The 20,631-nt window shown below is 60.1% G+C and carries 21 protein-coding genes; 12 read left to right on the top strand and 9 right to left on the bottom strand.

Annotated elements, in window-relative coordinates; translation table 11 throughout:
- From EV660_RS12085 to EV660_RS12065, 5 genes are all read left to right on the top strand, one after another.
- Positions 1–765: an SDR family oxidoreductase gene (locus tag EV660_RS12085; protein WP_071480254.1), complete on the top strand. Its 765-nt coding sequence runs from the start codon at positions 1–3 to the stop codon at positions 763–765.
- A gap of 31 nt (positions 766–796) precedes the next feature.
- Entirely contained in the window at positions 797–2,338 is a 1,542-nt protein-coding gene (locus EV660_RS12080; protein WP_071480253.1) for an SPFH domain-containing protein, read from the top strand.
- Between the two features lie 106 nt (positions 2,339–2,444).
- On the top strand, positions 2,445–3,338 hold the full coding sequence (locus tag EV660_RS12075) for a methylenetetrahydrofolate reductase (RefSeq protein WP_071481991.1): 894 nt from the start codon (positions 2,445–2,447) through the stop codon (positions 3,336–3,338).
- A gap of 22 nt (positions 3,339–3,360) precedes the next feature.
- Positions 3,361–4,824, top strand: a complete 1,464-nt coding sequence (locus tag EV660_RS12070) for an aldehyde dehydrogenase (RefSeq protein WP_071480252.1) — start codon at positions 3,361–3,363, stop codon at positions 4,822–4,824.
- 5 nt (positions 4,825–4,829) lie between these two features.
- The gene (locus tag EV660_RS12065; protein ID WP_071480251.1) at positions 4,830–5,327 is read left to right on the top strand and encodes a GNAT family N-acetyltransferase; all 498 of its coding nucleotides are present in this window, start codon (positions 4,830–4,832) and stop codon (positions 5,325–5,327) included.
- 91 nt (positions 5,328–5,418) lie between these two features.
- Here the strand turns inward: EV660_RS12065 and pobA are convergent, their stop codons facing one another.
- On the bottom strand, positions 5,419–6,588 hold the full coding sequence (gene pobA, locus EV660_RS12060) for a 4-hydroxybenzoate 3-monooxygenase (protein ID WP_071480250.1): 1,170 nt from the start codon (positions 6,586–6,588) through the stop codon (positions 5,419–5,421).
- Between the two features lie 100 nt (positions 6,589–6,688).
- Here pobA and EV660_RS12055 point away from each other — a divergent pair, with 100 nt between their 5' ends.
- Positions 6,689–7,534, top strand: coding sequence for a helix-turn-helix domain-containing protein (locus tag EV660_RS12055; RefSeq protein ID WP_071480249.1), 846 nt, complete (start codon positions 6,689–6,691; stop codon positions 7,532–7,534).
- Here EV660_RS12055 and EV660_RS12050 read toward each other — a convergent pair.
- From EV660_RS12050 to pcaC, 5 genes are all read right to left on the bottom strand, one after another.
- Complete coding sequence (locus EV660_RS12050) at positions 7,464–8,846, bottom strand: lyase family protein (RefSeq protein ID WP_071480248.1); 1,383 nt, start codon at positions 8,844–8,846, stop codon at positions 7,464–7,466. The genes EV660_RS12055 and EV660_RS12050 overlap by 71 nt on opposite strands.
- Positions 8,843–9,676, bottom strand: a complete 834-nt coding sequence (locus EV660_RS12045; RefSeq protein WP_071480247.1) for a 3-oxoadipate:acetyl-CoA acetyltransferase — start codon at positions 9,674–9,676, stop codon at positions 8,843–8,845. Before EV660_RS12045 ends, EV660_RS12050 begins: the two co-directional genes overlap by 4 nt.
- A 110-nt stretch (positions 9,677–9,786) precedes the next feature.
- On the bottom strand, positions 9,787–10,386 hold the full coding sequence (gene pcaG, locus EV660_RS12040) for a protocatechuate 3,4-dioxygenase subunit alpha (RefSeq protein WP_071480246.1): 600 nt from the start codon (positions 10,384–10,386) through the stop codon (positions 9,787–9,789).
- Positions 10,387–10,389: 3 nt separating this feature from the next.
- On the bottom strand, positions 10,390–11,118 hold the full coding sequence (gene pcaH, locus EV660_RS12035; RefSeq protein ID WP_071480245.1) for a protocatechuate 3,4-dioxygenase subunit beta: 729 nt from the start codon (positions 11,116–11,118) through the stop codon (positions 10,390–10,392).
- Entirely contained in the window at positions 11,111–11,497 is a 387-nt protein-coding gene (gene pcaC / locus EV660_RS12030) for a 4-carboxymuconolactone decarboxylase (RefSeq protein ID WP_071480244.1), read from the bottom strand. Before pcaC ends, pcaH begins: the two co-directional genes overlap by 8 nt.
- A 274-nt stretch (positions 11,498–11,771) precedes the next feature.
- Between pcaC and EV660_RS12025 the strand changes: the two genes are divergently transcribed.
- The 6 genes from EV660_RS12025 to pcaD all read left to right on the top strand — a co-directional run bounded on the left by EV660_RS12025 (position 11,772) and on the right by pcaD (position 17,070).
- Positions 11,772–12,503 carry a PIG-L deacetylase family protein gene (locus EV660_RS12025; protein ID WP_071480243.1) on the top strand — a complete coding sequence of 244 codons (732 nt, stop codon included), beginning with the start codon at positions 11,772–11,774 and terminating at the stop codon, positions 12,501–12,503.
- Positions 12,504–12,515: 12 nt separating this feature from the next.
- Positions 12,516–13,484 (top strand): VOC family protein, encoded by a 969-nt coding sequence (locus EV660_RS12020; protein ID WP_198510668.1) that lies wholly within the window; start codon positions 12,516–12,518, stop codon positions 13,482–13,484.
- Entirely contained in the window at positions 13,484–14,155 is a 672-nt protein-coding gene (locus EV660_RS12015) for a 4-carboxy-4-hydroxy-2-oxoadipate aldolase/oxaloacetate decarboxylase (RefSeq protein WP_071480242.1), read from the top strand. Before EV660_RS12020 ends, EV660_RS12015 begins: the two co-directional genes overlap by 1 nt.
- A 14-nt stretch (positions 14,156–14,169) precedes the next feature.
- Positions 14,170–15,240: a 4-oxalomesaconate tautomerase gene (locus EV660_RS12010; protein WP_071480241.1), complete on the top strand. Its 1,071-nt coding sequence runs from the start codon at positions 14,170–14,172 to the stop codon at positions 15,238–15,240.
- Between the two features lie 94 nt (positions 15,241–15,334).
- Positions 15,335–16,297: a pca operon transcription factor PcaQ gene (gene pcaQ, locus EV660_RS12005; RefSeq protein ID WP_071480240.1), complete on the top strand. Its 963-nt coding sequence runs from the start codon at positions 15,335–15,337 to the stop codon at positions 16,295–16,297.
- The gene (gene pcaD, locus EV660_RS12000) at positions 16,294–17,070 is read left to right on the top strand and encodes a 3-oxoadipate enol-lactonase (RefSeq protein ID WP_071480239.1); all 777 of its coding nucleotides are present in this window, start codon (positions 16,294–16,296) and stop codon (positions 17,068–17,070) included. The genes pcaQ and pcaD overlap by 4 nt, the downstream gene beginning before the upstream one ends.
- A 189-nt stretch (positions 17,071–17,259) precedes the next feature.
- On the opposite strand, the gene EV660_RS11995 is transcribed toward pcaD, so the two are convergent.
- From EV660_RS11995 to EV660_RS11985, 3 genes are read right to left on the bottom strand one after another with little or no spacing between them, the layout of a single operon-like run.
- Positions 17,260–18,849: an acyl-CoA dehydrogenase family protein gene (locus EV660_RS11995; RefSeq protein ID WP_071480238.1), complete on the bottom strand. Its 1,590-nt coding sequence runs from the start codon at positions 18,847–18,849 to the stop codon at positions 17,260–17,262.
- 3 nt (positions 18,850–18,852) lie between these two features.
- Positions 18,853–19,737 (bottom strand): amidohydrolase family protein, encoded by an 885-nt coding sequence (locus tag EV660_RS11990; RefSeq protein WP_375781721.1) that lies wholly within the window; start codon positions 19,735–19,737, stop codon positions 18,853–18,855.
- Positions 19,738–19,751: 14 nt separating this feature from the next.
- Positions 19,752–20,543, bottom strand: coding sequence for a crotonase/enoyl-CoA hydratase family protein (locus EV660_RS11985; protein WP_071480237.1), 792 nt, complete (start codon positions 20,541–20,543; stop codon positions 19,752–19,754).
- Between the last annotated feature and the right edge of the window lie 88 nt (positions 20,544–20,631).

Raw genomic sequence — 20,631 nt, 5'->3', positions numbered from 1 at the left:
ATGACCCTGCCCGCTCTCCTCTCTGGCAAGCGCATCGCGGTTCTCGGCTCGGCCTCGGGTCTTGGGCTGGCGCTTGCGGCAGCGGCAGAGGCCACCGGCGCAGAGGTGCATGGCATCGACCAGAGCCGTAATTTCGAGGGGCTAAGCGCCTTTTACATGGCGGACCTATCAGACGCGGACGCCCTGCGCGCCGCCGCCACTGCCCTGCCAGAAGGGTTGGACGGGATCGCGCTTCTGCCCGCCCTGCCAGATGGCAATCCGCGCGATGTGCTGTTGCAAGGCTTGCTTGCCCCGCGCATCTTGGTGCAGGAACTGGCCCCGCGACTGGCACAGGGCGCATCCATTGTGCTGCGCGGTGCGCCAATGACGCATCATTGGGCCGACACCCTGCCCGAGATCCGCGCAGCCATGACATTGCGCCATGACGCCGTGGACGGGTTCATCCCCCGCTGGGGGCTGAACCTTGACCCCTCGCGCGCAAGCCAGACTGTCGGCTGGGCCTTGTCAGCATGGGCAATGGCGCAGTGCTGGACATGGGCCGCGCAGGGCGTGCGGATCAACACATTGACGCCCGCCACCGCTGACGGGCACCTGCCACCGGAAATTTCTGCTGCAACGGGCGAGAGCGCCCCGCGCGGCACCGAACACGCCGCACATGCGGCGCTCTTTTTGCTGTCCGATCTGTCAAAGGGAATGACAGGGGCCAATCTGGCCACGGATGGCGGCCTGACGGCGCAGAGGCTCTGCCGCCGCGACGGGTTATAATACGCGAAACTGGCCGGAAAGGACCAAGGAGATGACTGTGATTTTCTGGATCATCGCGCTGATTGTGCTGATCGCGGTGCTGATTGCACTGGCCGCGGCATTTTACGAGCGCGCAAGCAATGCGGTCAGTCTGGTGCGCACGGGCATCGGTGGACGGCGCGTTGTCATTGATGGAGGGTTGCTGGCCCTGCCGTGGTTTCATGAGGTGACGCGCGTCAACATGCAGACCATCCGTTTGCAAGTGGATCGCCGCGCTGATCAGGCATTAATCACGCGCGACAAGCTGCGCATTGATGTGGGGGCAGAGTTTTACCTGTCTGTCCCGCCGCAAGACGCAAGCGTTGCACGCGCCGCACAGGCCCTTGGGCGGCGCAGCTTTCAGGCAGGTGACCTGCGCGAATTGCTGGAAGGGATTTTCGTCGATGCCCTACGCTCGGTCGCGGCCACACGCAGCATGGATGAATTGCACGAAGGCCGTGCAGAATTCATGGCCAGCATCCGCGAAACTGTCGGGGCCAGTGTGTCGGGCTATGGGCTGCAATTGGATGCCGTGGCGCTGACCGCACTTGACCAGACGCCCTTCGCGGCGCTGGACGAAAACAACGCCTTCAACGCCGAAGGTCTGCGCAAACTGTCGCAAGTGATCGCCCAGTCCAAGCGCGACCGCGCCGAGATCGAGTCAGAAACGCAAGTCAGCGTGCGCCGCGCCGCAATGGAAGCCGCGCGCAAGCAGCTTGATATTGAGTTGGAAGAACGCCGCGCAGAAATTGCACAGACGCAACAGGTTGAAACCCTGATGTCGGCCCAATTGGCCGAAGTTGCCCGCGCAAAGGCCGAGGCAGAGCGCGCCAGCGCCGAAGCGCGCATACAGATGGAACAGGGGATTCAGGCCGCCGATATTGCCCGCGAACAATCCATTCGAGAGGCAGAAATTCTGCGCGCCCGTGCGTTGGAACTGGCCGAACAGGACCGCGCGATTTCCATCGCCGCAAAAAGTCAGGAAGAAAGTCGCGCCTTGGCCGAGGCCGATCTGGCCCGCGCCGACGCCGTGCGCGCGCAGGAAGCGGTCGAAACAGCCCGCGCCGAGGCCGAGGCCGAACGCCGCCGCATCCTGACCCGCATCGCTGCCGAGGCCGAGGCCGAGGCCGCAGCCCGCCGCAATGAGATTGCTGCCGACTCTGCCCGCAAATCCGCCGATGCCAAACTGCAAACCACCGAGTTGGAAGCCAGCGCGCAGCTCAAGCTACAAGAGGCGCAGATATCCGCCCTGCAACTGCGCATCGCCGCCGAGAACCAGCGCACGCCCGAAGTACTGGCCCATGAAGCCGAACTTGCGCGGCTGGAGTCCATGCCCAAGCTTGTCGCAGAGATGGTCAAACCAGTCGAGAAGATCGGCAAGATCGACATCACGCAGGTGGGCAGCGTCGAAGGGTCGCGCGGGGCGGTGTTGCAGGCGCTTGAATCGGTGCTGGAACAGACAGTCCATGCGCCGGGCCTGAACCGACTTTTGCAGCGGGTGCAGGATGATATCCGCTATGATGACACGCGCCGCCGCCGCGATCGGGATGATTGACACGAGCTTTATGTATACATGATCATCAAATATTTGCCAGATAATGCACTTAGTTTGCATTTATTCGCAAATTATGTATACATGATGGCAGGTGGAGGAAATAATCATGACAGATGCGACTCGATTCACGACCGGTGCTGACCTGCTTCAGGGCTACTCCATAGAGGTGATGCCCAGAACAGCCGCGAAGATTGATGACTTCAAGACGCTGCTCCCTGTTGGCACGCGCGTCTATATTGCCCATATCGACGGCACCCCGTTCAAGGACATGCTCGCAACCGCGCGCCGACTGACAAATGACGGGTTTGAGGTCATGCCACATTTTCCGGCCCGCTCGATCCCGGATATTGCCACATTGAACGACTGGATTGCCCGCTATAAAAATGACGCCGGGATAGATCAGGCTTTGGTCATCGCGGGCGGAAACAAGAAACCAGTGGGTGACTTCACCTCTTCAATCGAGATGCTGCAAAGCGAGGCGTTTCACAAGGCCGGGTTCAAACGCCTGCACGTGGCCGGCCATCCAGAGGGTAATCGCGACATTGACCCCGATGGCCGCACAACACAGGTCGATGCCGCATTGCGCTGGAAAGCGCAGCACGCCAAAGATACCGGCGTTGAAATGGCCATCGTCACGCAATTCATGTTCGATGCCAATAGTGCTAGTGACTGGATTTCAGGCCTGCGGCGCGATGGCATTTCCCTACCGGTGCATCTTGGGCTGGCAGGTCCGGCCAAACTTCAAACCCTGATAAAATTTGCCGTCTCCTGTGGTGTTGGCCCATCGCTTTCTGTTCTCAAGAAACGCGCGCGCGATCTCAGCAAGCTTCTGGCCCCGTTCGAGCCTGATGACATTCTTCATGACCTCGCGCGCAACACACAGGCCAACCCAGATGCAGCCCCCGCGCAGATACATCTGTTCCCCCTTGGCGGGATCAAGGCCAGTGCAGAATGGGCCAGCCGTCAGGGCGCAGGCCATTTGCGCCGCGTTGCCGGATAGATCACCTACGGAAGGGGCCAGAATGGTCAAGTTGCAGCAAGGCACAGTCCTGAAAGCGCCAGAGCGCTTTTTTATCAATGGTGAATGGGTGCAACCCGCCTCTGATCGGCGGATCGATGTGATCTCGCCTGTGACCGAGGAGAAGCTTCTCAGCTACCCTGAGGCGACGCCCGCAGATATGGACCGCGCCATTTCCGCGGCGCGCACAGCCTTTGACGAAGGGCCCTGGCCACGCATGTCCGCGCGCGACCGCGCAAGCGCGCTGCGCCGCGTGGCCACCCTGATCACCGAGCGATTGGACGAAATCGCCTGGGCCTGGACAACTCAGGTCGGCGCGCCGATCAGCCTGACCCGCAAGCTGGTTCCGCAAAACGCCACCCTGTTTTCGCATTATGCCGATTTGATCGAATCCTACCCTTTCCTTGACATTCGCCACCGCGATGATGGCGGCGAAGTGCGCATGCTGCGCGAACCTGTAGGCGTCTGCGCAGCGATCTCGCCTTGGAATGCGCCAATGGTGCTGCTCAGCTACAAGATCGCGGCAGGGCTTGCAGCGGGCTGCACGATGGTTGCAAAACCCTCGCCCGAAACCCCGCTCGAAGCCTATATTCTCGCCGAGTGCATAGAGGCTGCGGGCCTGCCGCGCGGGGTGTTCAACCTTGTGCCTGCCGGACGCGAAGGCGGGGATTACCTGATCCGTCACCGCGAGATCGATAAAGTGGCCTTCACCGGCTCGACCGCCGTTGGCAAGCATATCATGCGCGTCTGCGCCGACCGTCTGGCGCGGGTGTCGTTAGAACTGGGGGGCAAATCTGCCGCCGTGCTGCTGCCAGATGCCGATTTCGCCAAGGCCCTGCCCAGCCTGATGGTCTATTCCATGCCCATAACCGGGCAAGTATGTTTCTCGCTGACCCGGCTTCTGGTGCCCGAAGCGCGCAAGGCCGAATTTCTGGATATGTTCCTGCCTGCGGTGCAGGCCATCAAGCTGGGCAACCCGGCGGATCCGGCCACGCAGATGGGCCCGCTTGCCATGGCGCGACAACGTGACCGGGTGGAAGACTACATCGCAGCGGGTAAAGCGGGCGGTGCACAACTGGCCTGCGGCGGCGGGCGGCCACGCGGCCAGGACAAGGGTTTTTTCATTGAACCGACCGTGTTCACCAATGTCACCCCAGACATGAAGGTCGCTCAGGAAGAGATTTTCGGCCCCGTCGTCTCTGTCATTGGCTATACCGATGAAGATGACGCCGCGCGCAAGGCCAATGCCACGCCTTATGGGCTGAATGGCGCGGTCTATTCCGCCGACCCGGAACGCGGCTTTGCTTTTGCGCGGCGGATGCGCACTGGCGGGCTGACCGTGAACGGGTTGATCGTGGACCCCAAACACCCGTTCGGAGGTTATCGCGAATCCGGTATGGGCCGCGAAGGCGGGCCAGAAGGGCTGGAGAATTATCTCGAGGTCAAAACAGTCCATATGGCTGGTTGAAACAGATGGAGCTTCAGACCGATAGGCTGATCCTGCGCCCGCCGGCCCCAGAGGACTTCCCCGCCTTCAAAGCCTATTTCATGTCGGAGCGCGCGCAGTTTACTGGCGGCAGCCCTGACCCGATCCTCGCCTGGAACCGCTTCTGCATCACGCTGGGCCATCGCATCATGCGGGGCTACGGCGTGCATATAATCGTCAATCGCGCAACCGGACAGCCCATCGGCGCGGCAGGGCCCTTCTTCCCCGAAGGCTGGCCAGAACCCGAAATCGCATGGCAAATCTGGACAGCCGAGGCCGAAGGCAAAGGCTATGCCTATGAAGCCGTCCTCGCCGCCCGCGCCCATGCGGCCGATGCCCTTGGCTGGGCACAGCCTGCCAGCCTGATCGCACCAGATAACTTGCGCTCACAAACGCTGGCGCAACGGCTGGGTTGCCAACAGGAACGCGATTTTTTCCATCCCCATTTCGGCACACTTCAAATCTGGCGTCATCCCGCGCCCTGATTTCATCCTTGCTCAAATATCCTCAGGGGGTGAATTGGCCAAAGGCCAAGAGGGGGCGCGAGCGCCCCCTTCTTTCCCCCTTAAGGCCGCATCAATATGGCAAACCCGTGTAATTTTCGGCAAACAAACGCTGCGCAATCGGGTTTGTTGCCAGTTGCATCAACTCGACCCGCTGCATCTGGCGGTCATATGCGCCATGTTCGGGAAAGTGGTGCATCATTGTCGTGACTGACCACGAAAACCGCATCGCCTGCCAGACCCGCGCCAGTGCCTTTTCCGAATAGGCCTCCAGTCCGGAACTGTCACCCGCCGAGTACTGCGCAATCAGCCCTTCACTGAGGTAATGCACATCCGAGGCCGCCAGATTCAACCCCTTCGCCCCTGTCGGCGGCACGATATGCGCGGCATCCCCGCAGAGGAACAGGGCACCATAGCGCATCGGTTCGCTGACAAAACTGCGCAAGGGCGCGATGGATTTCTCGATCGAGGGGCCGGTGACCAGCCCCTGCGCGACATCTTCGGGAAGTCGCGCCTTCAATTCCTCCCAGAACGCGTCATCCGACCAGTCCTCAACGTTGTCGGACAGCGGCACCTGAATATAGTAGCGCGACAGCATAGGGTTGCGCATCGAGGCCAGCGCAAAGCCGCGTGGATGGTTGGCATAGATCAGTTCTTCATGCAGCGGGGGCGTTTCGGACAGCACCCCCAGCCAGCCAAATGGATAGACCTTTTCATATTCGCGCCGCACAGTTTCGGGAATGGATTTGCGGCTCACCCCGTGAAACCCGTCGCATCCCGCAATGAAATCGCAGTCCAGGCGATGGCTTTGGCCGTCCAGATCATAGGTGACATGTGGCGTCTGCCCGTCAAGATCATGTAGCGCCACATTCTCGACGCCGTGGATATGCTGCGCGCCCAGCGCATCCTGCGCATCATACAGGTCGCGCGTCACCTCGGTCTGTCCATACACCATGACCTTGGCAGCACAGGCATTGTCAAAATCAATGCGGATCATCTGCTGGTCATGGGTCAGGTAGCAGCCTGTATGCGGCTGCCCCTCGCGCGCCATGCGCGCCCCGACACCTGCGCGCGTCAGCAGATCAACCGCGCCTTGTTCCAACACGCCTGCGCGAATGCGCGACAGCACATAGTCGCGGCTCTGACGTTCCAGAACCACAGTTTCAATGCCGGCACGATTCAACAATTGTGACAGCAACAACCCCGATGGCCCCGCCCCGATAATAGCAACCTGCGTGCGCATGGCACTCCTCCCTCGCTCAATGGTGACTCTTGGTTGCATCATATTGATCCACGGCCTTCAGAGAATGGACGCATCCCCCCAAAGATGGTATTTTTCCGCCATGTCACAAATTCCCGAGATTCCCGCATTCCAACTATATGGCGAAGCACTTGCCTTCCCCGACATTCTGCACATGGAACAGATCCGCGACCGGGCTGCCGGGCTGGACTGGACGATCAAGCCGCACAGACACACACATCTTTTTCAGATTTTCTTGCTGATTTCGGGGAAAACCACTTTCAACTCAGATGGCAATGTCACCACGCTCAAACCCCCTGTCGCCTTGAGCCTGCCGCCCGATGCCGTGCACGGGTTCTGCTTTTCCTCGGATACAGAGGGCTGGGTTATCAGTCTGCCTGTCCAGCATTATCCAGACCTTTTCAGCGATGGCGCGGAACTGGCACATCTGCTATCGGCACCAAGGGCACTGACACCACCCGAAGACATGGCCGAAGCCGTGAACACCCTCTATCAGGTCTGGCGGGGCAAGGACCGGTTCCGGCGGACAGAGTTGCGCTGCCGCCTTGGCCTGATCCTGTCAAGTTTAGCACAGCGCGACCCCGGCACCACCGCGCGCCAAAGCGACCCGCGCATCGCGCGGTTTCAGGCCCTGATCGCAACCCATGCCACGCAACACTGGCCCATAGGCCGCTATGCTCAAGCGCTTGGCCTGTCAGAACGCAGTCTGGGGCGGGTGTGCAAGGCACAAACCGGGCTTGGTCCGCAAGCCGTGATTGAGGCCCATCTGATGCGCGAAGCCTCCCGGCTTCTGGCTTATACGCAAATGTCGGCGCAATCGGTGGCACATGCCCTGGGCTTTGAGGATCCAAGCTATTTCAGCCGTCGGTTTCGCGCCTTTGCGGGGATGTCTCCGCGTGCGTATCGCGCGCGTCTGGATCAGCCCTAGCCGCCCAGATCCTGCCGCGCATCGCCTCTGCAGCGGGTCTGGCGCTCTCTGGGGCAAGGCAGGCTGACCAATCTTCCAACGCGCCAAGTGCTGCGTCATCTTGAAACACCTGCCAAAGGGGTTTGCCAGTCTCGCGCGCTTTCGCCAATGCGTTTTTGACATGCGCCCCGGCCTCCGCACGGGTCATGTGGCGCGCCAGTGCGAAACTCGCAGCCTCGGCCATAACCGCGCCCTGCCCGGCTTGAAGATGTGCCGTGAGCTGCGAAAGGTCGGCTTGCAGAGTTTCGATCAGCGCCCCGGCATGGCGCAAGCTTGCACTGGCAGCCATGCCCATTTGCGGCAAAGCCAGCCATTCCAGCGCCCAGACAGCGCCATCGCGTTCCTCCATTGGCATGGCAGCCTGAGCCAGCAAAGGTTGCAGTGCAGCGCTGTAATGGGCAAGGGTTATGATAGCTTCAGCACCCACAGGGTTGGATTTTTGCGGCATGGTCGAAGACCCGCCACCTTGCCCCGCGCGCATCTCGGCTATCTCGGTGCGGCCTGCGATAATCAGGTCGCGCGCCAGTTTTCCCAAGGCTGCCGTCAGGCGCACCAACCACGCGCCCAGCGCCTGCGGGCCGGAACGGTCAAGCTGCCAACACGCGCCTTGGGTCAGCCCCAGTGCCTGCGCCAAAGCGGCGCTCAGCACCTCGACCTTATCACCGACCGCGCTGCCCGCCCCAGAGGCGCCCCCGAATTGCACACGAAGAAGCTGCGCGCGCAGGCGCGGCAATTCAGCTTCCAGCGCGATCAGGGGCTGTGCCCAGGTCGCAATACGCAAACCTAACGTTATAGGCGTTGCGATCTGGCTGCGCGTGCGCCCGGCCATTATCGTGCTGGCATGTAAATCACTTTGCACACGCATCCTATCAAGCAGGGCTGTCAGACGCCCTTCCAGCAGGTTCAGCAGGGCGCGCCATTGCAGGACATGCGCGCAATCGACAATATCCTGCGAGGTTGCCCCCCAATGCAGCGCTTGCGCATCACGCCCGCAATCCTCGCGCAGGATTGCGACCAATGCAGGCACCGGCACCCCGGCACTGGCCATACCCTCACCCAGCGCTTGCGGTGCAATTTTCATCTGTGCCAGCCGCGCGCTTAGCGTATCTGCATCCGCTTGCGCCACCAGCCCGACCTTGGCGCTGGCGCGCGCAAACGCTGCCTCAACTGTCACCATGTGCCTGATAAAAGCCTGATCGGAGAGGATCGCTGCAGCCTCTTCCTCGCCAAATAGCTGCGCGGTCAGGTCACTGGTGAAAGGCGCAGGTGTCATCCCGGCGCCCGCAGGCCCAGAATTTCCCGCGCTTCCTGCCAGCTGGCAACTGGGCGCTGATATTTCTCGCACAACTCTACAGTGCGCGCGACCAGTGCGGCATTGGACGGGGCCAGTGTCTGTTTGTTCAATCGCATATTATCTTCTAGCCCCGTGCGGGTGTGACCCCCGCGCGCAATCGCCCATTCATTGACCACAATCTGATTTGGGCCAATCCCGGCGGCACACCAAAGCGCGTCAGGCGCAAAGCGGTTCAGCGTCTCGATATAGATATCCAGGATCCGCTCGTCGGCAATCATGGCGTTTTTCACACCCATGACGAATTGTACATAAAGTGGCCGCTTCAGCCGCCCGTCATCGGCCATGCGCGCCGCCTGAATCACATGGCTCAGGTCAAATGCCTCGATTTCCGGCATGACATCGTATTTGTGCATTTCTGATGCCAGCCAATCGACCAAATCGGGCGGATTCTCGTAGACCCGTGTTGGAAAATTGTTAGACCCAACGGAGAGGGATGCCATGTCCGGGCGCAGTGGAAGCATTCCGCCACGTGCCTGCCCTGCCCCCGAACGCCCCCCGGTCGAGAACTGGATGATCATGCCGGGGCAATGCTTTTCCAGCCCTTCTTTCAGGCGTGCGAACTTTTCCGGGTCCGAAGACGGCGTTTCATCATCATTGCGCACATGGCAATGCGCGATGGCCGCGCCAGCCTCGAATGCTTCCTGCGTGCTCTCGACTTGCTCTGCCACTGTGATTGGCACAGCAGGGTTGTTGGCCTTGGTCGGCACCGAGCCTGTAATGGCAACAGCGATGATGCAAGGGTTGGTCATGAAATCATTCCTGTGTCAGTGACCCGCCGCGCGTGCGAGACGCGGGCGGGTGGGTGGGGCGTTTCGCGCGCAAGGCGGGTGCGCGGCCCTGTGCAAGACCGGCGTAACGCTCAGATGTCCAGAAAAACCGTTTCCCCTTCACCCTGCAAGCGAATATCGAAACGGTACTGTCCCGCGCCGGTCTTTTTCGCGATCAGTGTCTCGACGCGCGGGCGCTGTTCGATCCGCGCCAGAAGCGGGTCGGCGCTGTTCTCCTCATCTTCGAAATAGATCCGGGTCTGCAAGCCAATGTTGATCCCACGCGCCACAATCCAAAGCGAGATATGCGGCGCCTGCATCCGTCCGTCACGCAGGGCGACCGGGCCGGGCTTGACCGTGCGCAAGGTGAATTCACCACTGGTCGCATCGGCCGCAAAGCGGCAAAACCCGTTCACTTTTGGGTCGGCCCCTTCCTGTCCGGCAAACCGGCCCTGCGCATCGGGCTGCCAGCTTTCGATCAGCGCATCACGCATTGCCCATCCAGTGCCGTCATAGACGGAACCAGTGATTTCAATGATCTCACCCGCCGCGCCCTCTTCAATCGGGCTTTGGCCGATTTCCTGATCAAAAATCTGACCATTTCCGGTGTACGAAGGCATCAGCCCGATATGCACATAGGGCCCTGCCGTTTGCGAGGCTGTTTCTGGCAACATGTCAAGTTTCTGGGTCATGGCTCACATTCCCTCGGGCTTGTTTTCAAACATGCTTTGGCGACGGCCACGCAGCACGATATCGAACTTGTAGGCCAGGTAATCGAGTGGCTTGGAATTGGCCATGTCCAGCGGGGCGACCAGACGGTCAAGCTGCGCACGGTTCTTGATCGTTGCGGCAATCGGGCAGAGCGGGATCAACGGGTCCCCTTCAAAATACATCTGCGTGATCAACCGTTGGGCAAAGCTGTGGCCAAAAACCGAAATATGAATATGCATGGGCCGCCAGTCATTACCACGATTGGGCCACGGATAAGCACCGGGGCGGATGGTCAGGAACTGATAATTGCCGTCAGCATCTGTCAGCGTTCGCCCGGCCCCGCCAAAATTGGGGTCTAGCGGCGCAAGATACCCATCCTTCTTGTGACGATAGCGCCCGCCTGCATTGGCCTGCCAGATTTCCACCAGCGTATGGGGCACGCCGCGCCCGCGTTCATCCAGAACGCGGCCATGCATCACAATCCGCTCGCCAATTGCGGGGGCTGCCCCGCGTGTCCAGTTCAGGATCAGGTTGTTGTCCAGCGCCCCCAATTGGCCGTGGCCAAATGTCGGGCCGGTTTCTTCAGACGCGCTGCTATCCATCGACAACAGCGGCAGGTAGGGGGACCGCGCAACAGTCGTCTTGTAGTCAGGGTCATATGGGATCGGATGTAGCGCACGGTTGCGCGGGATCAGGGGTCCATTATCAAGCATTGTCTGCCGCCTCCATCTCGGCAAAGGTCGCCTTGGCGAGTTTGATCGCGTGATTGGCCTTTGGCACGCCTGCATAGACGGCCACATGCTGGAATGCTTCCATGACATCGCGCTGGCTGGCGCCGGTGCGCATTGTCGCGCGGATATGCATGGGGATCTCTTCAAAATTTCCGGTTGCGGCCAGAATCGCCAGCGTCAGCATGGAACGCTCGCGCAGAGTGATCGCGTCAGAGGCCCAGACAGTGCCCCACGCGGATTCGGTGATCAGTGTCTGGAACGGTGTGTCCAGTGCAGTGCGCCCGGCCTCTGCCCGGTCCACATGCGCATCGCCCAACACCGTCCGGCGGATGCGCATGCCTTCATCATAGCGGTCAGTCATGAAGTTGCACCCATATTCCTGCCCCTAAATAAACTCAAATCTCACATACCCCCTGTCATGGCATGAAATTTAAACGCAATAAATTATATTTTTTAGCAAACCGTTTAACTCTGGGGTTCACAGACCCATCATGGCTGTGTCCAGTTAGCCATTTTTCACCCCTGCCCTGCCCTCGCATTTTTCTGTCAACTTATGACCTTGCACTGCTTTCCGATTTGAGCGTGCACCCGGCTTTTGGCACTGTCGCAGCCAAACCAGTTCAACAGGAGCCAATATGCCAGCCCCGAAAACCGCGCTTGTCATTTCTGCCCATGCCGCTGACTTTGTCTGGCGTTGTGGCGGTGCCATCGCCTTGCACGCACAAAAGGGTTATGACGTGACGGTGGCCTGCCTGTCCTTCGGAGAACGCGGCGAAAGCGCCAAACTCTGGAAAGAGGGCAAGTCCCTTGATCAGGTCAAATCCATCCGGCGGGGAGAGGCCGAGGCCGCCGCAAAAGCGCTGGGGGTTCATCGACTGGAATGCTTCGACCTGGGTGACTACCCACTGCATCTGGAGCAATCCGACAAGATGCGGCTGGTCGATCTGATCCGCGAGGTACAGCCCGCTTTCATGCTCAGCCATAGTCAGTACGACCCCTATAACACCGACCATATGTACACGACCCAGATCGCCTTAGAGGCGCGCATGATCGCGCAGGCTTGGGGGCACAACCCGGGCCAGACCGTTCTGGGCGCGCCGCAGCTCTACCTGTTCGAACCCCACCAGACCGAGCAGATGGGCTGGAAACCCGACACATTTCTGGACATCACGCCGGTCTGGGACCAGAAGCGCGCCGCGATGGAGGCGATGGGCGGTCAGGTGCATTTGTGGGAGTATTACACCCGCGTCGCCCAACAGCGCGCCAATCATTTCAAACGCAATTCTGGCGGCATGTCAGGGGGGCGGGAGTGCAAATATGCTGAAGGGTTCCAGTCAATCTTTCCGCGCACTGTGGACGAGCTTTGAGGAGGGCGCGCAATGACATCACCAATCACCCCAAGTTTTGATATTGCCCATCTTGGCCATGTCGAGTTGTATACCGACAAGTTTGACGAAAGCCTTGATTTCTTCACCCGTGTCTATGGGCTGAAACTGTCCGGGCAGGATGAAACAAGCGCCTATCTGCGCGCTTGGGATGATTACGAATTTCATTCCCTGAAACTGACACGCCACCACACCACGGGGGTGGGCCATATCGGCTACCGCGCCACCAGCCCCGAGGCACTTGCGCGCCGTGTGGCGATAATCGAAGGGTCTGGCTACAAGCTGCATGGTTGGACAGAGGGCGATATGGGCCATGGTCGCGCCTTTCGGTTCGAAGACCCGTTCGGCCATATTTTCGAGATCTATTATAACACGCGCCGCGCCGAACCCGATGCCAAGGACCGCCCTGCCCTGAAAAACACTGCCAGCGCCTTTACCGGCGCGCCACCACGCAGGCTGGACCACCTGAACCTTCTGGCCTCTGATGTGTCCGAATTCCGCCGTTTCATGGAAACCTGCCTTGGTAGCCGCGTGACCGAATACATCCAGTTGGACAGTGGTCGGATCGGCGGCTGCTGGTTCACCATCAATAACAAGACCTATGATCTGGCCTGCACCGAAGAACATGGCGGCGGACATGCGCGGTTGCATCACGTCACCTATGCCACCGACCAACGCGAAGACATCCTGCGCGCAGCCGACATTTTTCTGCAAAACGGCGTCCATATCGAAACCGGGCCGCATAAACACGCCATTCAGGGCACGTTCTTTCTGTATGTCTGGGAACCTGCGGGCAATCGGGTTGAACTTGCCAATGCAGGCGCGCGCCTGATCCTTGCGCCGGATTGGGAACCTGTCTGCTGGACAGAGGCAGACCGCAAGAAAGGGCAGGCCTGGGGGCTGAAAACGATCGAGACATTCCACACCCACGGAACCCCGCCCGTCGACAAGGGGCACGCGTAATGGGCGTTGTTGTTCAGAACATCCCGCGCGCCGCGCCAGAAGTGATCGCGCGCCTGGCGCAAGCAGGTGTGGCCACCGTGCACGAGGCACAGGGCCGCAGCGGGTGCATGGGCGCACAGATGCGCCCGATCTGGCGGGGCGCGAAACTGGCAGGCTCTGCCGTGACCATCTCTGCCCCGGTGGGCGATAACTGGATGCTGCATGTCGCTATTGAGCAGGTGCAGCCCGGTGACATACTGGTTCTGGCCCCGACCAGCCCTTGCGATATGGGCTATTTCGGCGATCTGCTGGCAACATCCGCTATGGCGCGCGGGTGCAAGGGGCTGGTGATAGATGCAGGCGTGCGCGATCTTGCCGACCTGAAGGAAATGGGGTTTCCGGTCTGGTCCACAGCGATTTCGGCGCAGGGCACGGTCAAGGAAACGCTGGGGTCGGTCAATGTGCCGATTGTCTGCGCGGGTCAGCTTGTGAATGCGGGTGATATCATCGTCGCGGACGATGATGGTGTCGTCGTCGTACCGTATGGCCGCGCCGCCGAGGTTGCAGATAAGGCAGACACACGACTTGCCTCGGAAGAGGCGCGCCGCAAGCGCCTTGCGGCAGGCGAATTGGGGCTGGATATCTACGATATGCGCCCAAGACTGGCCGAGAAGGGGTTGAAATATGTTTAAGGCCGGGGTCAGCCATGGCTGCTGAACCGGGCATTCCCTGCCTCTGGATGCGGGGCGGCACGTCCAAGGCCGCTGTTTTTCTGGCCTCTGATCTGCCTTCGGATGAGATGGCGCGCGACAGGCTTTTGCTGCGCATCATGGGCAGCCCCGACCCACGCCAGATTGACGGGATCGGTGGCGGCGATCCATTAAGCTCCAAGGTGGCAATTCTCTCCCCCCCATCGCGCGGCGGTGCCGATGTCGACTATCTGTTCTTGCAAGTCTTTGTCGATCAACCACGCGTCACTGCGGCGCAGCCCTGTGGCAATATTCTTGCCGCCGTCGGCCCTGCCGCATTAGAGCGCGGTCTGGTTGCGGCGCAGGACGGTGTAACGGTTTTGCGTATCCATACACGCAACACAGGTGAGGTTGCGCAGGCTGTCATTCAAACCCCTGCCAGACGTGTCACCTATTATGGCTGCGCAGAAATTGACGGGGTGCCTGCTGCACATGCACCGGTTCAACTGGTCTTTCAGAATATCGCGGGCGCAGTCTGCGGCGCAATGCTGCCGACGGGCCAGCCTTCTGACATGATTGACGGTATCGCCTGCACCCTGATTGACCACGGGATGCCTGTGGTCCTGATGCGCGCGGCAGATTTTGGGCTAAGCGGGCAGGAAAGCCCCGAGATCCTCGAATCGATGAATGACCTCAAGGCGCGGATCGAGGGTATTCGCCTGCAAGCCGGGCCGATGATGGGGCTGGGCGATGTGCAAGCCCAAAGCATTCCGAAAATGGCACTGCTTGCACCACCGTGCTGCGGCGGCGCTATCGCCACGCGGTTTTTCATTCCGCAGAGGGTGCATAAAGGGGTAGGCGTTCTTGCCGCCGTCAGTGTGGCGGCGGGATGCGTGACACCGGGCAGCATAGCCCATCCCCTGGCACAACTGCCGCAAAATGACAGCTTTCGCATCGAACATCCCAGCGGCCTGACCGAAATCCTGCTGGAACGCGAGGGCCCGCATATCCACGCAGCAGGATTTCTGCGCACGGCGCGCAAGCTTATGGACGGCTTGGTTTTCCCGGCCCCAGAGCGTCTGGCCTGATGCGGTCAGTGAACAGCAGCACACACAGGCTTGCGTTGACGCAACAGATAATAAATTATGCGATGAAACGACATTATTAACCACAGGTTATGTCATGGACCCTCGTCTGCGCCTGTGCCATTTGCGTTGCTTTCTGGAAACGGCCCGTCTGGGTGGGCTTTCGGCGGCGGCAGAAGTGTTATGCGTCTCGCAACCCGCCGCATCCAAGACTTTGCGCGAATTGGAAGAGATACTGGGCGTCCAGCTCTTTGATCGCAGCACAAGGCGGCTTTTGCTGTCACCGGCGGGGCGCGTGTTTCAACAACATGCGGGCACTGCCATGCGCGCACTGGAAGCGGCACAAGAAGCAGTGCAAGACGCTCCCGAACGGATCACGCGGCTAAATCTCGGGGTGCTGCCAACGGTCGCCACCGACCTGCTGCCACGCGCAGCCCTGAAGTATAATCAGGACGTGCCACATTGCATTTTGCAACTGACAACTGGCCCCAACTGGCTCTTGCTGTCCCAACTGCGCGAAGGCGCGCTTGATCTGATGGTGGGGCGTATGCCCGATGCCGAACACATGAACGGGCTGACCTTTCGCCAGCTTTACCCGGAGCGCGTTGTCATCGTCGTGCGCCCGGGCCACCCTTTGTTAAATGCGTCAGATTTTCCAGCCGCCCTTGCCAAATACAAACTGATGCTTCCCCCTGCTGGCGCTCTTATCGCACCTGCGGTGCGGGGTTGGCTGGTCAGCGTGGGCTTGTCCCATATGGAACCGACCTTCGAAACCGTCTCTTTGGCGTTTGGGCGAAAACTGGTGATAAATTCGGATATCGTCTGGTTCATCTCTGAAGGGGTGGTTGCCGATGAACTCGCGTCAGGCGTGCTGACGACGCTGAACCCGGAGAGTGAGCTTCCGACAGGGCCGGTCGGAATATGTCAGCGTGCGAATTCAGAGTTGACGCATGAGACGGAAGCGTTTGTGAAACTGTTGCGCGAAATGTGTGACACGATCAGGAACGGACAGCCCAGCGCGGCATTTTCGCAAAACGCTGATCAGGAGAAAAGACAATGATTGCTTTGCCCCGGCCCTATGGTTCCTTGCATCTGCGGGTGGATGGCCCGGAAGAAGCGCCTGCACTCCTGCTGATCAATTCTCTTGGCACAGATCTGCGCTTGTGGGACGCGCTGATGCCGCATCTGACGGGTTGGCGTGTTATTCGATACGACAAACAGGGGCATGGCCTCTCTGATCTGGGAGATGGCACAAGTATCGAAGATCATGCCGCCGACGCGGCCGCGATCCTCGACGCGTTGGAGTGCCCGGCCACGGTCATCGGGTGCTCAATCGGTGGTTTGATCGCGCTGCGGCTGGCGGCCGAGCGCCCCGAGTTGGTCCGCGCGCTGGTGCTGTCCAACAGTGCCGCGAAACTTGGCAGCGCCGAAAGCTGGAATGACCGGATTGCAGCAGTGCAGGCGGACGGCACCCACGCCATAGCAGATGCCGTGATGGAGCGCTGGTTTGCCGCCCCCTTCCGCGCAACGCCTGAATTGGCGCTGTGGCGCAACATGCTGGCCCGCACTGCGCGTGATGGCTACCTTGCGGCCTGCCATGCGCTGGCCAGCGACGATCAGACCGCAGCAACAGCACGCCTGACCCTGCCAACTCTGGTCATTGCAGGAAGCGAAGATGGCGCTTCGCCACCTGACATCGTGCGCGCTACCGCCGATCTGATCAAAGGTTCAGAATTTCACCTGATCGAGGGCGCTGGCCATCTTCCTTGCATAGAGACCCCGATCGAAATGGCCGCCCTGCTGAGACCGTTTCTGCAAAAGCATGCCAGATGAGTACTTGTGAGGACGTTGCAGTCTTTGAGTAGCGCGGAATCAAGGCCGAAGGCCGCCGCGCATCGCCGCACCGCGGCCCGACGCTACTCGGCTTTGCACCCCGCCTCGCTATGTCCGTAAAGTCCCGCATAGCCGCCTCTCGTGAAAGCATCGGATCGGACGCGGGAACCTTTCGTCAGGTGGCGAAAACTAGACCGCAAGCTCCGGCACATTTCCGGTATCGACGAATTGCAAACAGCTTTCGACAATATTCGCTACCCGGCGCTGCGCCACTGGCGCAAGCGCTTGCAGCCTGTGATTGTCCGGGCATTCGGTCGCAACACGGTGCCAGAATGCAAGCTCTGCCAGCGCGATGCTGGACTGCATGAACAGATGCGCATTCTCCTCGGGCGCAGCGCAGACCTTCTCGCCAAGCGTTTTCCAGTTTTTCAGCGCAAGCGATAATGACCTGTCTGCGTGTTGCTGTGCAATCTGTTCGATATAGTACGCAAACGCCGCCGCCTGTGCCCCGCCTGCATGACCAAGCCCGCGCTTGGCAAGAGTCAGTGCATGAATGCCATTCGCCCCTTCATAGATCGCGCAGATTCTTGCATCACGGTACGCCTGCTCCAAGCCATATTCATGCAGGTAGCCATATCCGCCCAGAACCTGCATCGCTGTCTCGGTCACGCGCATCCCGGCCTCGGACCCGGCAACCTTGGCCATCGGGGTCATGAAATCGGCCAGCGCATCATCGCCGGCTTCAAGCGCAACCAGTGCCGTATGGGCCAGCGCGCGCGCGGCAAGGGTGCGGCGATCCATATCATCGAGCATGCGGTGCACATCGGCATGTTGTGACAGCATGGCCGCGCCGCCATCGGGCAGCCGCCCCTGCTGTCGTTCGCCCGCATAGGCCCGTGCGACCGCATGGGCACGCGCTGCATGGGCGACGCCTTGCAACGCCACATCCAGTCGCGCATGGTTCATCAGCAAAAACATGGCCGCAAGGCCCTGACCGGGTGCGCCAATCAACTCTGCCGCGCAGTCCTCAAAAACCATGTGACAGGTCGGAGAGGCATGCAGGCCCATCTTGTGTTCCAGCCGTTCAACCCGGACGCCATTGCGGCGCCCATCGGACAATTCGGCCAAACAGGCAAACAGGCTTAGCCCGCGTGTACCCTCTGGCCCCGTGCGGGCCAGAACAAGATGCAGGATATTCTCGCTGGCATCCTGATCGCCGCCTGAAATGAAGATCTTTTCACCGCTGATCGTCCAGCCTTGCGGGCCTTCTGTCGCGCGGGTGCGAATGGCTGACAGGTCAGACCCTGCGCCCGCTTCGGTCAGGCACATTGTCGCCAACCACGCCCCCGAGGCCAATGGCGGAATCAACCGTGCCTGCTGCTCTGGCGTGGCAACATGGCGTAAAAGTCGTATCGCGCCGGGGACAAGCCCCGTCACCATCTGCAATGAATGGCACGCACCGGAAAACACCTCTGACACCAGCGCCTGAATGACCGGCCCAAGGCCCTGCCCGCCAAATTCCTCTGGCGCGCTCAGGCCTTGCCAGCCGCCCGCCGCCAGATGCTGATAGGCCGCGACAAAGCCATCGGGCAGTTGAACGCGCCCTTTGACCAAGGCGCAGCCCTGCAAATCCCCCATCGGGTTCAGCGGTGCAATCCTGTCGGTGGCAAAAGCTGAAAAATGCTCCAACACTTCGCGTGCAAGTTCTCCATCCCAACCGGGAATGCGTGCCGCGCCTGCAAATTCAATGCTCCACAGGCTGTCATCCAGAACAGACATCGCTCAGCCCAGCCCCAACAGCCGCGCTGCATTCTGTTTCAGGATCAGCGGGCGCACTTCATCACGGATCGGCAATTCGGCAAAATCCGACAGCCAGCGATCTGGTGTGATTGCAGGCCAATCCGATCCGAACAGCATCTTGCGTTTCAGGATCGTATTTGCGTAATGCACGAATATCTTGGGGAAGTATTTCGGTGACCAGCCCGACATGTCGATATAGACATTGGGCTTGTGCTGCGCCACGGCAAGCCCTTCTTCCGTCCAAGGGAAAGACGGATGCGCCAGAACGATGGGCGAGTCGGGGAAATCCACCGCGACATCATCAATATGCATGGGGTTGGAATATTTCAGCCGCATCCCCATACCGCCGCGCATGCCCGATCCAACCCCTGTCTGGCCGGTATGAAACAGCATGATCGCGCCTTCCTCGGCAATCGCCTCGTAAAGCGGATAGGCCATGCGGTCATTTGGGAAAAAACCCTGCATCGTGGGATGAAACTTGAACCCGCGCACACCAAAGTCGCGCACCAGTCGCCGCGCCTCGCGCGCGCCCAGCTTGCCCTTGGCCGGGTCGATCGAGGCGAAGGGCATCAGAATATCCGAATTCTCGGCACAGATCTGTGCGATCTCTTCATTCGTGTGCCGATAAAACCCGGTCTCTCGCTCTGCGTCCACGCCAAAGATCACAGCGGCGATCTTGCGTTCACGATAGTAGGCAGCGGTCTGCTCTACCGTTGGCAACATGCCATCTGCGCCGGCGGGATTGCGGAAATAGGCCGCCATCCCCTTCTGAAATTCCAGATAGCCATCGTCGCGGTGGCAATTGCACGGCTCTTCAGCATGGGTGTGGAAATCTATGGCGATGATCTCATCAAGATTGATGCTCATGTCTTCTCCGGTCATCAGGGCGCATCAGGCGCCTTGAGGCGCGCTGCGCGTTTCTCAAGAAAATCACGCAGCCGCTGTTTCGCTTCGGGGGTTTCAGATGTCAGGGCCGAGACGATGGATTCGGTGAATAGCCCATCCTCGACCGACATTTCCGCAATGCGCGGAAGGGCATTCAGAATCGCATAATTCGACAAAGGCGCATTGGTTGCTGCCGCTTGCGCCAGTTCCAACGCCTTTGCAAGCGCCTGCCCCTTTGGCACGACATAGGAAATCCCGCCCCATTGCTCCATCTGAGCAGGCGAAACAGTCCGCCCTGTCAGCATCATGTCACCCATGCGCGCCGCGCCGATCAACCGTGCAATGCGCACTGACCCGCCACCGCCCACGAAAATTCCGCGCTGCCCCTCTGGCAGTCCGAAAAACGCGCTTTCATCGGCCACGCGCACATGCGTTGCCGCGGCCAGTTCCAGCCCGCCCCCGACAACGGCCCCGTGCAGCGCGGTGAAAAAGGGAATCTCGCCACGTTCAAAAGTCGAAAAAATTGCGTGCCACCGCCGAGAGCCCTGAATGGCATCGAAAAGCGGCTTGTCCTTATGCTCTGCCAGATCAAGGCCCGCGCAGAAGTGATCTCCCTCGCCATAAATCACGGCGGCCCGCGCCTCTCGCTGCGCGCGCTCTGCCGCGTCGCGCAGCGCTTCAACCACGCGGTCCGAAATGGCATTTCGCTTGCCCGGACGATTCAGCCCGATGACCGCAACCTCGCCTTGCAACTGGTAACTGACCAGCGCCTCGCCAGATCCATCCATGCTGCCTCCTCCTTTAGCTTCAGGGCACTATACATATATAGTTAGGTTAGTAAACAGTATTGTCGTAATACAGTTTTACTGATAACCA

The organism is Roseinatronobacter bogoriensis DSM 18756, from assembly GCF_004366635.1.
Classification (GTDB): domain Bacteria; phylum Pseudomonadota; class Alphaproteobacteria; order Rhodobacterales; family Rhodobacteraceae; genus Roseinatronobacter; species Roseinatronobacter bogoriensis.
Note: the sequence above shows the minus strand (reverse complement) of the source record. Positions and strands in the feature narration are given on the sequence as shown.

Excerpts from the sequence above, each read along its gene's own strand:
- EV660_RS12070 (WP_071480252.1), top strand. The coding sequence starts at position 3,361 with ATGGTCAAGTTGCAGCAAGGCACAGTCCTGAAAGCGCCAGAGCGCTTT.
- pcaD (WP_071480239.1), top strand. The coding sequence starts at position 16,294 with ATGATTGCTTTGCCCCGGCCCTATGGTTCCTTGCATCTGCGGGTGGAT.
- EV660_RS12085 (WP_071480254.1), top strand. The coding sequence starts at position 1 with ATGACCCTGCCCGCTCTCCTCTCTGGCAAGCGCATCGCGGTTCTCGGC.
- pcaC (WP_071480244.1), bottom strand. The coding sequence starts at position 11,497 with ATGACTGACCGCTATGATGAAGGCATGCGCATCCGCCGGACGGTGTTG.
- EV660_RS12015 (WP_071480242.1), top strand. The coding sequence starts at position 13,484 with ATGGGCGTTGTTGTTCAGAACATCCCGCGCGCCGCGCCAGAAGTGATC.
- EV660_RS11990 (WP_375781721.1), bottom strand. The coding sequence starts at position 19,737 with ATGAGCATCAATCTTGATGAGATCATCGCCATAGATTTCCACACCCAT.
- EV660_RS12010 (WP_071480241.1), top strand. The coding sequence starts at position 14,170 with ATGGCTGCTGAACCGGGCATTCCCTGCCTCTGGATGCGGGGCGGCACG.
- EV660_RS12025 (WP_071480243.1), top strand. The coding sequence starts at position 11,772 with ATGCCAGCCCCGAAAACCGCGCTTGTCATTTCTGCCCATGCCGCTGAC.
- EV660_RS11995 (WP_071480238.1), bottom strand. The coding sequence starts at position 18,849 with ATGTCTGTTCTGGATGACAGCCTGTGGAGCATTGAATTTGCAGGCGCG.
- EV660_RS12080 (WP_071480253.1), top strand. The coding sequence starts at position 797 with ATGACTGTGATTTTCTGGATCATCGCGCTGATTGTGCTGATCGCGGTG.
- EV660_RS11985 (WP_071480237.1), bottom strand. The coding sequence starts at position 20,543 with ATGGATGGATCTGGCGAGGCGCTGGTCAGTTACCAGTTGCAAGGCGAG.
- pcaH (WP_071480245.1), bottom strand. The coding sequence starts at position 11,118 with ATGCTTGATAATGGACCCCTGATCCCGCGCAACCGTGCGCTACATCCG.
- EV660_RS12050 (WP_071480248.1), bottom strand. The coding sequence starts at position 8,846 with ATGACACCTGCGCCTTTCACCAGTGACCTGACCGCGCAGCTATTTGGC.
- pcaG (WP_071480246.1), bottom strand. The coding sequence starts at position 10,386 with ATGACCCAGAAACTTGACATGTTGCCAGAAACAGCCTCGCAAACGGCA.
- EV660_RS12055 (WP_071480249.1), top strand. The coding sequence starts at position 6,689 with ATGTCACAAATTCCCGAGATTCCCGCATTCCAACTATATGGCGAAGCA.
- EV660_RS12020 (WP_198510668.1), top strand. The coding sequence starts at position 12,516 with ATGACATCACCAATCACCCCAAGTTTTGATATTGCCCATCTTGGCCAT.
- EV660_RS12065 (WP_071480251.1), top strand. The coding sequence starts at position 4,830 with ATGGAGCTTCAGACCGATAGGCTGATCCTGCGCCCGCCGGCCCCAGAG.
- pcaQ (WP_071480240.1), top strand. The coding sequence starts at position 15,335 with ATGGACCCTCGTCTGCGCCTGTGCCATTTGCGTTGCTTTCTGGAAACG.
- EV660_RS12075 (WP_071481991.1), top strand. The coding sequence starts at position 2,445 with ATGACAGATGCGACTCGATTCACGACCGGTGCTGACCTGCTTCAGGGC.
- EV660_RS12045 (WP_071480247.1), bottom strand. The coding sequence starts at position 9,676 with ATGACCAACCCTTGCATCATCGCTGTTGCCATTACAGGCTCGGTGCCG.
- pobA (WP_071480250.1), bottom strand. The coding sequence starts at position 6,588 with ATGCGCACGCAGGTTGCTATTATCGGGGCGGGGCCATCGGGGTTGTTG.